General features: G+C 44.4%; 8 protein-coding genes and 1 tRNA gene. 1 reads left to right on the forward strand and 8 read right to left on the reverse strand.

The window, feature by feature from the left end; translation table 11 throughout:
* Window positions 1–18: 18 nt before the first annotated feature.
* The 7 genes from QTO06_RS03955 to QTO06_RS03985 form a co-directional block, all read right to left on the reverse strand.
* Complete coding sequence (locus QTO06_RS03955; RefSeq protein WP_331406940.1) at window positions 19–3315, reverse strand: type I restriction endonuclease subunit R; 3297 nt, start codon at window positions 3313–3315, stop codon at window positions 19–21.
* Window positions 3316–3346: 31 nt separating this feature from the next.
* Complete coding sequence (locus QTO06_RS03960; RefSeq protein WP_331406941.1) at window positions 3347–5038, reverse strand: SWIM zinc finger family protein; 1692 nt, start codon at window positions 5036–5038, stop codon at window positions 3347–3349.
* A gap of 245 nt (window positions 5039–5283) precedes the next feature.
* Entirely contained in the window at window positions 5284–6666 is a 1383-nt protein-coding gene (locus QTO06_RS03965; RefSeq protein ID WP_331406942.1) for a restriction endonuclease subunit S, read from the reverse strand.
* Window positions 6656–8290 (reverse strand): type I restriction-modification system subunit M, encoded by a 1635-nt coding sequence (locus QTO06_RS03970; protein WP_331406943.1) that lies wholly within the window; start codon window positions 8288–8290, stop codon window positions 6656–6658. Before QTO06_RS03970 ends, QTO06_RS03965 begins: the two co-directional genes overlap by 11 nt.
* A 398-nt stretch (window positions 8291–8688) precedes the next feature.
* A tRNA-Ser gene (locus QTO06_RS03975) sits at window positions 8689–8776 on the reverse strand.
* Window positions 8777–8920: 144 nt separating this feature from the next.
* Window positions 8921–9370: an L-alanine exporter AlaE gene (locus tag QTO06_RS03980; RefSeq protein WP_010646956.1), complete on the reverse strand. Its 450-nt coding sequence runs from the start codon at window positions 9368–9370 to the stop codon at window positions 8921–8923.
* A 437-nt stretch (window positions 9371–9807) separates the two neighbouring features.
* Window positions 9808–12228 carry a hybrid sensor histidine kinase/response regulator gene (locus QTO06_RS03985; protein WP_331406944.1) on the reverse strand — a complete coding sequence of 807 codons (2421 nt, stop codon included), beginning with the start codon at window positions 12226–12228 and terminating at the stop codon, window positions 9808–9810.
* A 53-nt stretch (window positions 12229–12281) separates the two neighbouring features.
* Here QTO06_RS03985 and QTO06_RS03990 point away from each other — a divergent pair, with 53 nt between their 5' ends.
* Window positions 12282–12893 carry a YecA/YgfB family protein gene (locus tag QTO06_RS03990; RefSeq protein ID WP_331406945.1) on the forward strand — a complete coding sequence of 204 codons (612 nt, stop codon included), beginning with the start codon at window positions 12282–12284 and terminating at the stop codon, window positions 12891–12893.
* A 62-nt stretch (window positions 12894–12955) separates the two neighbouring features.
* Here the strand turns inward: QTO06_RS03990 and QTO06_RS03995 are convergent, their stop codons facing one another.
* Window positions 12956–14122, reverse strand: coding sequence for a glutathionylspermidine synthase family protein (locus QTO06_RS03995; protein ID WP_331406946.1), 1167 nt, complete (start codon window positions 14120–14122; stop codon window positions 12956–12958).
* Between the last annotated feature and the right edge of the window lie 4 nt (window positions 14123–14126).

The following is a 14126-nucleotide window of genomic DNA, read 5'->3' on the forward strand; positions in this document are numbered from 1 at the left end:
TGTTTAATGCTTTACGCGCTATTGATTATTTTTATAATTCTCAGCCTGCTCTAGCACGCCTTTGTAAACATCATCATTTGCGATTGGTGGGAAGCCGTATTTATGTAGAAGCAGAATCAAATCCACTTTTAGCTTGGCTTTAATATCATCCCGCCCTGCCCAATCTGGGTACTGGGCGACGTCATCGACAATCACTTTCATCTCTTTGGCGAGCTCTAGCATCTTGTCGTCTTCGTATTCAAATTCATACTTGGTGCGCATGTGCTCCAAGATATCGAGGAACGCTTTCTCTTCCATATCGATACCGAGGTCTTCGAACGAGGTGAGCTCAGTTACCATCTCGCTCATTAGAGACGTCATCTCTTTAATGATGCCGTCAAACATCTCATCCACGAATGGCTCGAACTCCTCACCCCGTAACTCGTTACCTTCACGGCGTTCGTTGTATTGCTCCACCAGCGATTGTAAGCGCTTCGAAAAATCGACACCTTTGAGCTGGTTTACCTTTTTAAAGTCACTAATGGCTTTGCCTAGCAGCTTTTGTAGCAACTGAATTTTGGTATGAGGCAGTTTAAGCTTTAGAACACGTTCCATGTACTCGTCATCGAAGATATCGATGGATTCGGCTTGCTCTTCACCGATAGTGAAAATTTCTTCTACGCCTTCAGCACGGAGCGCTTCTGCCACTAATTCGCGAACATGCTTGTTCATTTGTGCCGTGTCTGGCGCATCACCTTTGGTCAGCTTGTAAATGATTGACCGAACAGCAATGTAGAAATGAATCAAATCACGCTCTTGCTTAGAAAGCGACTCACTACCACAACATACGTCATAAGCCGCTTTTAAACGCTTCACTAAGCCCATGAAGCGGTGTTCATTCTTCTTGTTCACCAAGACAAACTCGGCAGCAAGATTTAAGCACTCAAGCTGCAATCTAGGTTCGCCACTAAAGTATCCGGAACGGTCAAAGTTATGGAACATCTTACCCAGCAGGTCGAGGTGATTCTTAACCTCTACTACCGAGAGTTGCACATCCTCAAAGTTGCTTTCATCGGCCTTTGAGTACATCGCAAGCGCTTGGTTCATCCGAGACTTAATGCCGATATAGTCAACGACCAAACCTTTGTCTTTACCTTCAAACTTACGGTTTACACGTGAGATAGTTTGAATCAGGTTGTGCTTTTGTAATGGTTTATCGATGTAGATGGTGTCGAGCTCTGGTACATCAAAACCCGTTAGCCACATATCCACGACTATCGCGATCTTAAAGTTAGATTTCGGACTCTTAAACTGAGCATCTAGCGACTTGCGGTAATCTTTGGTTCCAAGCAACTTGTAAAGCTCGTCTTCATCGTTACTGCCACGAGTCATCACCATTTGCACCATGGCTAAAGGCAGGATCTCTTTAGCTTCTTGTTCAGTTAAGGTTTCACCTTCTAGGCACTTTTTAATTTCAAACCACTCAGGGCGAAGTCGCTTCACTTGTTTGTAAAAGTCGTAGGCAATTTCACGGCTTGCGCACACAAACATTGCCTTGCCTTTCACTGTCGAACCCTCAGCGACACGCTCTTCGTAATGGACAACAAAATCTCTGGCTAACGCTTCTAATCGGTCTTCATCACCTAAGATGGCATTCATATTGGCAGAAGCTTTTTTGCTCTCTTCAATTTGATGCTCACTGGCGCCTGCCTCAGCACATTCCTCATAGTATTTCTCGACTTCTTGCAGCTTACTGTTATCGAGAATCACTTTTGCAGCTCTACCCTCGTACACAATGCGTACCGTGATTTCATCATTCACAGACTCAGCCATCGTGTAGCTGTCTACAGGGTTACCGAATACATCTAAGGTGGCATCAATCGGTGTACCAGTGAAGCCAACATAGGTTGCACTAGGTAATGAATCATGAAGATACTTAGCAAAGCCATAGCTCTCTTTGACATCGACAGCAACGCCGTCTTTGTATTGCAGTGTGACCTTTTTATCGAGATTGACTTGAGAGCGGTGCGCCTCATCCGAGATACAAATGATGTTGGTACGGTCAGAAAGCACTTCAATGTCTTCAGTGAACTTGTGGATGGTCGTGAGGAACACACCACCGCTTTTTATTCCTTGTAGTTTGTCACGGAGGTCTTGTCGGCTAGTGACAGAAACCACCATCTCATCACCGATATAATCACTGGCATTACAGAACTGTTCAGAGAGCTGATCATCTAGGTCGGTACGGTCAGTAATAAGAACAATGGTTGGGCTTTCAAAATCAACGCTCTTCATTAACAAGCGAGACAAAAACTGCATGGTGTAGCTCTTACCACAACCTGTCGCCCCAAAATAAGTCCCGCCCTTACCGCTACCCCATGGCTTACGCTCTTTGTCGATGTTGTAATAAAGCTTACGAGCTGCGTAGTATTGAGGATAACGACAACACACTTTCACTTCTTTCTTCGAGGTATCAGGGAAGAAGATGAAGTTTTTCAATACGTCCAACAATCGAGTTTTATCAAAAAGGCCCGCTATCATGGTATAGAGCGAATTGATGCCTTGTTTTTCAGTGGACTCGTTACCTGTCACCTTGCGCCAAGCGTAATAGAAATCATAAGGGGCAAAGGCGTTACCCATTTTGTTGTTCACGCCATCGCTAATAATCGTCAGGGCGTTAAACACAAACAATTTAGGAATAGCGCGCTTATAGCGGATGTGGATTTGTTCCCACGCGTCATAGATGGTCGCTTGCTCTTCACGTACAGCGCTTTTGAATTCAAACAGGACTAGCGGTAAACCGTTAATGTAGAGAATGCCATCAGGGATACGTTCTTCATCGCCATTTTCAATCTTCAATTGATTTACGACTTTATAGATGTTTTGGTCTACGGGTTCGAAGTAACTAACCCGATCTTCTGCGACTTTTGGCTCAGCAGATGGTGTTTTGTCTTCCAGAAGAGGCACAAACATTAGTCGCAGAGCTTGTGCCAAGTGTTTGGTGTCTATCAGCTCAACGTAGAGGTCTTTCTTGGAGCGGTCTTCACGCTTAAGTAAAAAGCCATTAGCAAGCCAATCACAAAACGTCTTGTTGCTTTCGTATAAGTCGCTAGCAGGTAGGCGATTAAGCTGGTGGACGATTTGCTCTATCTCACCTTCGGTAATGTCGTCCGCTTGGTATTGCTTGGCAAGGTAAGTGCGTAAATCATCGACAAGCAGCACTTGCTCGTTGTCTTCACGCGCGACTTGCTCACCCACCATATGCGGATAACCTTGCTCGCCCAATAACTCAATGATAGCTTGTTCGAGTTTGGCTTCTGTAAATTTTAAGCTCATGGTTTAAGGCGCTCCCTACTACATCAAAAGGTTACAAATGGGCGGCATAGTGCTGCTTGAATAGCTTTAACATATTGCGCTTGCGTTTATAGGTGCTTGCTAGCTGTGCTACTTCACTGTAAAACTTTGCTTTCTGTTTTTCGTGTGGCTCAAGCAGCGATTCGGCTTTTCTCAACAATTCGATAGCAGAGGTATAAGCGTCATTGTTGGTTTGTTCTATATAAACAGTAACGAGCCGCAAGTAGTAAGTTAGCGTGTTATCGGGCTTTTCATCGACCACGGCATCTGCAAGCTTTAGCAACACATTGGTCGACACTTTACGTGTTGACACCCAATCACACGCTTCGCTTAACTTGTGGTTATCCATATAAAACAGCACCAAGGCATCCATCACATCAGGCTGTGAAAAATGATGGCTTGGTGGCTGATAAGCCTTCTTAAAGATGCGCTCAACACGAGTAAGAAATTCATCATCCTCGACTTGATAGTTTTGTTTAAACTTCGCTAAGCGTTGGTAACGCTGAAAACTTGGTAGTTGTTCTAACTGTCTGTTGGCTAACGTCCATGCGGAATGGATCTCACCCAGCTCGACATAAAGGCGGAACTGAGCCTCATCACAGGAGTTAAGCTCATACTGACTGGCGATCTTTCTTGCTTTTGCGAGCCAATATTCGGCTTCTAACGGCTCGTGGTTATCAATAAACACATCGACAATCTCAAGGTAATCACGGAACGTTCGCGCAATTTTTTGTTTAATCGCCACCACTTCACGCCAATCAGTGCTTTGCTCAATCAGTGGCATCGCCCATGATCGCAAGTTCCAACCGCTTTCATCCTGTGAAGCTTGCTCAATCGCTTGGCGGCATAAATTGAGGAAACAGGTATTAGTTTGCCAAAGCGATTTAAAATGCTCTTCAATGGAGGGAAACACATCAAACTCATAATGGGTTAAGCGTTCAAACATCCACTCGGCTTTCGCCTGTTCGCTCCAATTCAGTTTTGCTAAGGTAGCGGGCATGTGAGTATTAATCAGCGCTTCAATATCAAGCCGATCACCACTCGAGTCATCAATGTATTCAAGCACTTTATTCAGGCGCTGCACGACATATTGGATGAGCTTCCATTGTTGCTCCGCTTCTAAACTTTGCATCGACTCAACAATCATACTGAGTTGTTCATGTGCGGAATGGAAATAAGCGGAACTTTCGCGCCAATCCCAGATCTCCTCGCGAGGAAGAGCTTGAGTAACGAGTTTTTTTAAATCACCATACACCGCTGGCGTATTATGTATTTCAATTTTGGTCAGCAGTGCATTCCATGCGTATTCATCCTCTTCGAGGTAATCAAGCAGCATCTCTAACGTGGCCTGTTCACCGAGGCTTTGTAGATGTTTTTTGATTGTCTCTCGCTCACTCTGTTGATTCGCTAGCAGATCTTGGTCTTGCAGAATCATGGCAAGCGCGACGGCATGCTTACACACGTTTTGATACTGAGCAGCAGGGCAATCACACACCGCTGACAGTGACGTGGAGCAATCAAGGCTAACGTGATAATCATAACTGCCTCTTACTATGGCATTGGCAGTATGCTTTTCGACACTGACGTTACGTACTGCACCGCTGTGGGCGAGCTGTATCCCCTTTTGTAAGGTCGCGGTTTCACACATGGACATCAACTCAGGTAATTGAGGCCATTCTATGCCTGTCGAGAGGTGTTTATTCATACTCGTTTCCTTTACTCCACCAATGCTTTAGCTTGTTCTACTTCAGATGCCCTATTCTCTTCGTTATCTCAGGATCATCCACTTTCGCCACCTAACAATCGCTCACTTCCGTCATCTAAGAATCATCTATTTACGTCATCTCAGAACCGAGGGACGAGGTATCTGAGATCTCGCTTTTCGTTCTCCACCCCAAAAACGAGATTCCGGATAAGTTCGTTCCTCACTTTCCGGAATGACGAAATGGGTTATTCCACCAGCGTTTTGGCTTGCTCAACTTCAGGTGAATCTAGGCGTAGCTCGCCCGAGATCAGTTTTGGAAGTAGTGTGTCACGAAGTTTTTCAAGAGTCTTACTCTCTAAATTACGTACTTTTGACTGTTCGTAATACGAGGCTACTTGTTGAGAATAAAATTGCATTAACAGGTGAGGAGGCATTACTACTTCCCAATCAGCTATCGCTTTTTTATCCCCTCTTGGCATTTTGGAGCCTTTTGATGTGGTCATCATGTAATCAAAGAACTGGTCTTGATACAGCAAATTAAATATATACTCTTCCGTGCCTTCATACGTTGGTGCGAAACCCAATACATCATTAGAATAACCGCCAAGTTCGTTAGCTAACCAGATTTTCTTAAAATATGGTCGAATATTCGATACCAAAACATAACCTTTCGAGTATGCTGGGACCGTTTTTACAGTTGGCAATTTAGCTGCAATTTCAACTCCTTTTCGCCCTGCAAGCATGTTTTCAGTTGAAATATAATTATCTAAGCTAAGGGACTCAACATCTATCCGCTCTTTGCCATACCTTGCAATATCACTAAGTACACCACGACTCCACCCCTTAGGCACCCAACCCAACTCACTCTCTTCAAATTCACTTGGGAAGAGCTGACGAACATCATCAGGCAGCGGCTTAAAGTCAGCACTTTCACGCACGGCTTTACGGCGCTCAACTCGGGATTCAAATACTTCAGGAATGTCGACTTTTTTACCAGAAGAGATGGCATCAAGGGCGTTATCAATCACTGGGTCAAAATCAACAAACCATGATTTAAACAGCGTTTGTGCCATTTGTTCTAGGGTTTGGTTGATTTGGTTGTTAATAGAGATTTTCTCATCCAAATTTTTTAAGACCTCTACAATCTGTCGTTGTAGGGGTATAGGTGGCAGGTTTAGTTCAAACTTGAGGCAATCACCAACCCGAATATGACTAACTACAGAACCTGATCCTTCATGCATTAAAAATTGATGTTGCAGATCTGGAGAAAGAAATGAATAGAGCAAAAAATGAGGATCTAACACTTCGCTTTTCGAACGATATTGCATAATCCTTTGCCCAAGAAAAAGGTTCTCATCAGAATCAACGATTCCAACTTCTCCTAAAGGCGCTTCACGAGTTAACAGCACATCACCTGACTTGACGGAAGCTCTGCGTGTCCACTTGATGAACGTATCTTCATTTACATATCGACAGTTTTCAGTAGATACCCTCCCATTACGTATGTTAGGAGTTCGAATCATTTTGTATGGTGTCGGACTTTCAGATACAGGAGCTGTCTTATTTACACAATCGACGATTAGTTCACAGACATCTGAAACTAAAACTCTTTTCCACTCATTCCCCATAACCCAAAACCTCCAAGTTGCTGCGAATCGCTTTGTCTAACTCTTCGGCTTGGTTCATTTGGCTATATAGGGTTTGAGATAGCTCACGCATCTTAGTTTCAAACGGAATGCCGTCGTCTTCTACTTCAGCAGCGCCTACATAACGCCCCGGAGTAAGCACAAAGTCATTGGCTTTGATCTCATCAAAACTTGCTTGCTTACAAAAGCCTGCAACGTCCTCGTACTTTTCTAGCTTACTATCGCCACGTTCTACACGTGCTTTTAGCTCGGTTTCATCACTGCGCCATGCGTGGTAGGTATCTGCAATTAGCGCAATGTCATCTACGGTTAGCTCTTTGTGTACACGGCTAGTCATGGTGCCCATTTCACGAGCATCAATAAACAGGGTCTCTTTTTCACGCTGGCGGTAGCCTTTCGTAGTATTGGCTTGTTTGTTCTTGGTGATAAACCAAATACAAACTGGGATTTGGGTTGAGTAGAACAGCTGACCCGGCAATGCGATCATGCATTCCACTACATCGTTCTCGATAAGCTGCTGGCGGATTTCCCCTTCACCAGAAGTGTTTGAGCTCATTGAGCCGTTCGCCAAGACAAAACCAGCGGTGCCTGTTTCGCTTAACTTAGACAGCATGTGCAGAATCCAACCGTAGTTGGCATTGCCTGTTGGCGGAGTGCGGTAGCCAGAAAAGCGCGGGTCTTTGGTGAGCTCATTCTCGTCACGCCATTGGCTAATGTTAAACGGCGGGTTCGCCATAATGTAATCGGCTTTAAGGTCTTTATGCTGGTCGGCAAAGAAGGTATCGGCTGGACGCTCACCCAAGTTGCCTGATAAACCGCGAATGGCTAAGTTCATTTTCGCCAACTTATAGGTGGTCGACGTCAGTTCCTGACCGTAAATTGCGATGTCTTTGGTGCGGCCTTCATGCTGTTTTACAAACTTCAAAGACTGCACGAACATACCACCCGAACCACAAGCGGGGTCATAAATTTTGCCTTGGAACGGCTCTAGCATTTCTGTAAGTAGAGTTACCACTGACTTTGGCGTATAGAACTCACCACCGCCTTTACCTTCGGTTGCAGCAAATTTTCCAAGGAAGTATTCGTAGACTCGACCTACTAGGTCTTCTTCGCTCATATCACACTCATTAGCAAGTGTGTCGATGTTCTCGATAGTATCGATCAGTGACGCAAGCTTCTTCACTTCAAGGTCTTGGCGAGAGAAGTAGTTGTCTGGCAATGCGCCCTTCAGGCTTGGGTTGGCTTTTTCAATATTAGACAAAGCGGTATCAATGATGACGGCAATGTTGTCTTGTTTAGCGTGCTTTTTCACGTATGACCAACGAGAAGCTTCTTCGAGGTAGAAGATGTTGTCTTGTTGGTAAAACTCTTTCATTTCAACAAAGGCTTCTTGCCCATCGTCGATCATCTTTTGGCGACGCGTTTCAAACTTGTCGCTGATGAATTTAAGGAATACAAGGCTCAACACCACGTGCTTGTATTCTGATGATTCAACGCTGCCGCGCAGCTGGTTGGCGGTATCCCAAAGGGTTTCTTCAAAGCCTTTCTTTTTCGCAGGGGCTTTCTTCTTTGCTGGTGATAGTTTCTTTGTTGAGGAACTGGCCATGATGATACGTACTTCTCAATAGATGAACTTGGCCCTAAAAACAGAGCCAAGATTTATTGCGAGGTATTGTATCGTAAATGCAATTTTTTGCATTGATAAGGATGAGGTTTTGCCAAGTAAATTAGGCTGTTGTTATGGCATCAACAAAGGTTGTCGGTCTACCTGAGATGAAGACCGCATTCAACGTTTGACCATCAAAGTCTATAAAGCTAAGTGCCCGATATGCGGTTATAGGGTTGATATTAAATCAATAGGTTTACCATTTAGTTTGCGGCTAATCGGCATCTGTGACAATAACCCGTTAGAGCATAGATACAGCTTTGATTTCACTACTCAACAGGGTTCAAAACTGACCTATAACGAAAAAGCCCCAGCATTTCTGCTGGGGCTTTAGAATGTGGCGGTGAGTGAGAGATTCGAACTCTCGATACGTTGCCGTATACACACTTTCCAGGCGTGCTCCTTCAGCCACTCGGACAACTCACCGAATCAAATTGTGGTTAGCATCATTGGCTAACGAGGCGCTAATTTAATGATTATGTTCCTGATGGTCAAGGCTAAACACGAAAAAAAGCGCCCTTTTGCGTTTGTTTGCTCACTATCTAGCTAAATTGCATAAAACAGGGGCAATTATGCTTCTTGATAGTAACCAGGAACGCGGAACCAGCGGCGGCACTGATCGAGGAAGTAACCGTAAAGTACACCCATACCACAAGACACAACTGCGTTACTCGCTACTGCCGTAATGATTTGGTCGGTAGACGCGCCCACGGCAAACAAAATGCCCGCGTAGACTGGAGATTGGAACAATACGTACGCCACCAAGTCAGACACGTTCTTCATAAACGAAGAAGGTGACAGTTTGTTACCTTGGCGTAATACCCAATCACGGAACATACCGTAAGGCCATGCAATCGCGATGTTTACCGGGATAGACAATGTACGTGATGCTAAAGACTGCTCAAACGTCATACCCGAAATCAAGATCTCGATAATCATCCCTGTGATAAAACAAAAAACCACCATAGCAAAAGTATCCGCTGCGGCATTGCGAATACAAAATGGTCCACGAGACTTCATTTACAACCTCTAAAATCAAATACCAATAAAAACGACATCTATAAAATCATTTACTACATTTAAAACCACATAGCAGTAAATGGCACTATTAGACCACAACATTTTCAGTTTATGATTCCGTTTTTAATTGCCAGTTGTAAATTAATAACCAACTTTAAGGTTAAAAGTAGCAGCTTTCACCAGAATCAGTAAAAACCGCCTTAAATCGACCTAAAATGAAGTTTAAAAACGTAATTTATTTACCAATAAACGACTTAGCGAGCGCAAAAACACAAAAAACCAGAGGAATATCTGGTAAGTAAATTTCAAAAAGATCAGCTTATGCTACTTGGGAGAGTAAATTCAGAGTAAACGCGAAGTTTGTAAAGTTAGGAAGATGGAAAGAAGCCAAAAGTAGTGCAGACAAACGCCCGCACCACTTTGTCGAAATGAATAGGTTACTGATCAGCGAGCAGCATAGTCAGTTTGTCGATGTCTTCTTGTTCAGGAGCGAGCGCTTTACTCAAGTACCCCTCGATGCGCTGTATAACCTTATTTAGCTCGTCTGAGACAGTTGGCTGGACACTCTCAAATATATGAGAAAGCGTTGACATTGCCTGTTCCAAGTTGTCGTCATCTAGCGCCATATAGAAGTTCAGCAGTAGTGCCTCTGCATTTTGTGGTTTCGGCTGCGCGGCACTCTTCTTATCTTGGTACTGATAAAGCAATGAAGCGTGTCGGTACAAGGCATCATCAAGCTCAGATTCAACTATAGGTTTGGCGATAATATGGTTGGCACCCACGTCAAGCATGCGCTCTTGTGTCTCTTTGAATACATCGGCAGTACAACCGAAGATCAGTACAGAACTTGCTGGCGTATCCATAGAGCGAATCACGGCAATGGCACCCACTCCATCGAGCACTGGCATGTGGTTATCCATTAAGACCAAATCGAACTCTTGCTTCGTTACCTGCTCTACCGCTTGCTGCCCGTTCTCGACACAAACACACACAAAACCTTTCGACCGTAAGAAGGTCTCCATAATAATGGTGTTGGTGCGGTTATCTTCTACGATAAGAGCTCGTAATCCTTGGCAATCGAGTTTATGTGTATTGGTTGATTCCAAAACACCCGCTTCACACGGATTGAGTTCTAGTTCGACAACAAACTTGGTGCCAATGCACTCTTGGCTTTGTACTGTAATGCCTCCGCCCATGTACTCAGAAATCTGCTTCACAATCGCAAGCCCTAAGCCTGTGCCGCCAAAACGCCGAGTCGTAGAAGACTCGGCTTGTTCAAACGGTCTGAAAATGCGCTTTTGCGCGTCTGGATTGATGCCGATACCAGTATCTTTCACATTGATGGTCAGCTTGGTTTTGTCATTTTGTACATGCTCTGCCAACTCAACTTCGACAAAGCCTCGGTCTGTGAATTTCACAGCGTTGTTGAGCAAGTTAAATAACACTTGGCGCAAACGTGCTTTGTCATTGTTGTACCAACGACCTTCCGGCACATTTGAAATAATGCGGAATTGCAGACCTTTTTCAGCGCACAAGGTGTGATAAACACTGTTGATACTGCCGAGGATCGATTCAATTGGGAAAGGTGTGTTATCCAGCTCAATGTGCCCCTGCTCAATCTTCGAATAATCAAGGATCTCATTGAGCAGCGTCATCATATGATCGCCTGAGTCATACAAGGTGTTAAGATGCTTTCTTTGTTCATCCGTCAATTGGGTCTTCAACAAGATTTGGGCGGTTCCCAAGACGCCATTCATCGGTGTTCGAATTTCATGAGACAAAGTTGCGAGGAAAGCCGTTTTCGCATTGGTGGAAGCTTGGGCTTTTACTCTCTCACGCTCAAGGTAAATGGTTTTCTCGTTGAACTTGGTGATCAGATGGCCAATCTCGTCTTCGCTGTCATAGGCAATATCGATGATGCCCCCAGTTTTGGAGTCATCCACTTTCTGAGCGATACGTACGATGGGCTCAACGATGTATCGGTTTAACAGGTAGTAACCCACCAACACACACAGAAGCAAAAATGGGATGATGCCGGTCTCGACACTCATTACCTGATTAAACACTTGATCAGAGACTTTGACTTTCGCGTTGACCACGTCCATGCGCCAATCAAAACCACCAAAGTCTAACTGGCTAATGTAAATATCTTTGGTAAGTTGGAAGTTATGCTCAATAACAACTTGATCATCAGCATCACGAATTACAACGCCCAATGAGTATTGGTTAGTATGCTCACGAATGAACTGGAATAACGCTTCTAAAGATAAATCTACGGTTGCGACACCAGCAAAAACGCCATCTTTATAGTAAGGTGCTGAGGCGGTGATCATCTGTACTTGAGTGAAGGTATCGATGTACACGCCAGACCAACTGACTGATCCTGCGGGCTGGTTTACTACAGATTGGTACCAAGGCTCATTGTCGTAGCCACCGGATTCTGGATTATTGTAGGAGTGAATTTGGTCAAGACTGCCGTTTTCATTCTTATTGAAAAACAAGCTCGTGTATTGCCAGCGTTCATCTTTAAGTATCGGTTTTGGCCATAAACCACCACTCACAATGATGTCGTCACTGACTGCGAGTAATTGTGGGATGGTATCTTGAAGTGAAATACTTGGCGTTGGCGTCTGCCCTAACCCCACTAAGCTATTTAAGAGTCCAACCGAGCTCGTCAGAGGCCCTTCTATCTGTGAGGCAAGCAATTGGGTACGCAGATCCAGATTACGTTCGAGCTTTTCACGTACTGGAGGATCGACCACAAGGTACACAACAGAACCAATGGTCGCGATGAAAAAGCACAAATAAAGCGTTAGGGCGAGAATGCTTTTTTTTCTGAGTGACGAACGAATTTCCATAGATGTAGACGAATCATTCCCTAATATCGATTTATCAATAATTGATTGGTAATATGAGCGCAACCAACCAGCCCATTAACAAATGGTATTCTATTTTGAAACTACAAGACATCCTTTCTCTTCCAGAACTTGATGGAAAACTACTAAACCTAGCAAAAACTCAAGGCTTCGTAACGGCAATGGCTTCTGCGCCAAACGTGTTGAATCCTCAAGAGTGGCTGCCATTCCTATGGGGCGGTGAAGAAACAGCACCTTTCTCTGATGGTGAGCAACTAGAGCAGTACATCGATGAAATCGTTCAAATGTGGAACCAAACTCGTCCTGCTCTTCTAGAAGGTGCATGGCAATGGCCTGAAGGTTGTGAGTTGGATGATCAAGATATCGTGTCAGCAAACACGCGTGATTTCTGTGAAGGTGTCCTCCAGGGCTGGCAGTTGACTCGTGATGATTGGGAAAACTTGATGCCTGCAGATAGCGAAGACAGCGCTCTACTAGGTGGTGTTCTGCTTTCTCTCACTATGCTTTACGATCCAGAAACAACCATCGCAACACTTGCAGAGCAAGGCATGGAAGGTTTAGAGCAGTTTGAAGAGATCTTCAATGCGATGCCAATGATGCTTGGTGGTCTGACTCAACGCGGCGTCATGCTGGCAGAAGAAGAGTAAGATTCTCTGCTCTGTTGAATACACTAAATGAAAAAGCTCTCCACACCGGAGAGCTTTTTTGATCAATCGAGAATAACGTGAGGAATGTAGCGCGCCATATCTTGAGTAACTAAACTGCTGTCTTCTCGAATCGAGATCCCCGCAGCTTTATCATTGACTAACCAACTGCCAATGAGCGTATGGCTTTGGCCAAATTTGGGTAGCGAATGATATTGCTGAACGATGTTTTGACTCGATTCGTACGGCCCATGAGTTTTCACCAAACGCTGCCCATTTTTAACGATCTCTATGTTCGCACCTTCACGAGAAAACAGCGGCTTAATGACATAGTCTTTCAGACTGCTCGCTTTTGGATCGTTGGCAAAATATGCAGGCAGAAGATTAGGATGATTTGGAAAACGCTCCCAAAGCAACGGCAACAAGGCTTTGTTGGAAAGAATCGACTTCCACATCGGTTCTAACCAGTTTACGCTCGATGTTGCTAAATACTTGCTGTATTCCTCTTCGAACATGAATTCCCACGGGTAGAGTTTAAACATCCAGCGAATCGCTCGGTCATCAGCATCCACAAACTGTCCGTCTTCTGTTACACCAATATCTTCAACAAAAACAAATGCGGTTGCTAACCCTGCCTCACGTGCGCAATCTTCCAGATATTGTACTGTGCCTTTGTCTTCTTCAGTGTACTTGCAGCAACTAAAGTGCAGCGTTTGACCCGGTTGCAATTTGGCAATATCGGCAAATCGTTCAATAAGGAAGTCTTGCAGAATATTAAACTGATCCGCACTTTGGTGAATGCGACCTTTATTGACAACATCCTCTAACCACACCCACTGCCAAAAGCCAGTCTCAAACAATGACGTTGGTGTGTCTGCGTTGTTTTCTAATAACTTTGCAGGAGAGGAACCGTTGTACGCAAAGTCCATTCTCGAGTAGAGAGAAGGCTCTCTTCGCTGCCAAGAAGAAGCGACTTGTGACCACATGGCTTCAGGAATGGCACATTGAGTCAGTAATCGCTCACTTCTTACCACTTGATCCACGATTTCAAGACACATTTGATGAAGCTCCTCGGTTGGCGCTTCAATATCTTGCTCTATTTGCGAAAGGGAAAACTGATAGTAAGCACTCTCATCCCAGTAGGGTTGGTCATACATTGAATGAAAGCCAAAACCAAACTGGCGTGCCAATTCACGCCAGTTTTCTCTTTCTTGTATTTCTCGTCGAAACATCGTT

The organism is Vibrio sp. M260121 (assembly GCF_036533715.1).
Classification (GTDB): Bacteria; Pseudomonadota; Gammaproteobacteria; order Enterobacterales; family Vibrionaceae; genus Vibrio.

Coding starts and splice junctions, on each gene's coding strand:
- QTO06_RS03985 (WP_331406944.1), bottom strand. CDS start 12,228: ATGGAAATTCGTTCGTCACTCAGAAAAAAAAGCATTCTCGCCCTAACG.
- QTO06_RS03970 (WP_331406943.1), bottom strand. CDS start 8,290: ATGGCCAGTTCCTCAACAAAGAAACTATCACCAGCAAAGAAGAAAGCC.
- QTO06_RS03995 (WP_331406946.1), bottom strand. CDS start 14,122: ATGTTTCGACGAGAAATACAAGAAAGAGAAAACTGGCGTGAATTGGCA.
- QTO06_RS03980 (WP_010646956.1), bottom strand. CDS start 9,370: ATGAAGTCTCGTGGACCATTTTGTATTCGCAATGCCGCAGCGGATACT.
- QTO06_RS03990 (WP_331406945.1), top strand. CDS start 12,282: ATGAGCGCAACCAACCAGCCCATTAACAAATGGTATTCTATTTTGAAA.
- QTO06_RS03965 (WP_331406942.1), bottom strand. CDS start 6,666: ATGGGGAATGAGTGGAAAAGAGTTTTAGTTTCAGATGTCTGTGAACTA.
- QTO06_RS03955 (WP_331406940.1), bottom strand. CDS start 3,315: ATGAGCTTAAAATTTACAGAAGCCAAACTCGAACAAGCTATCATTGAG.
- QTO06_RS03960 (WP_331406941.1), bottom strand. CDS start 5,038: ATGAATAAACACCTCTCGACAGGCATAGAATGGCCTCAATTACCTGAG.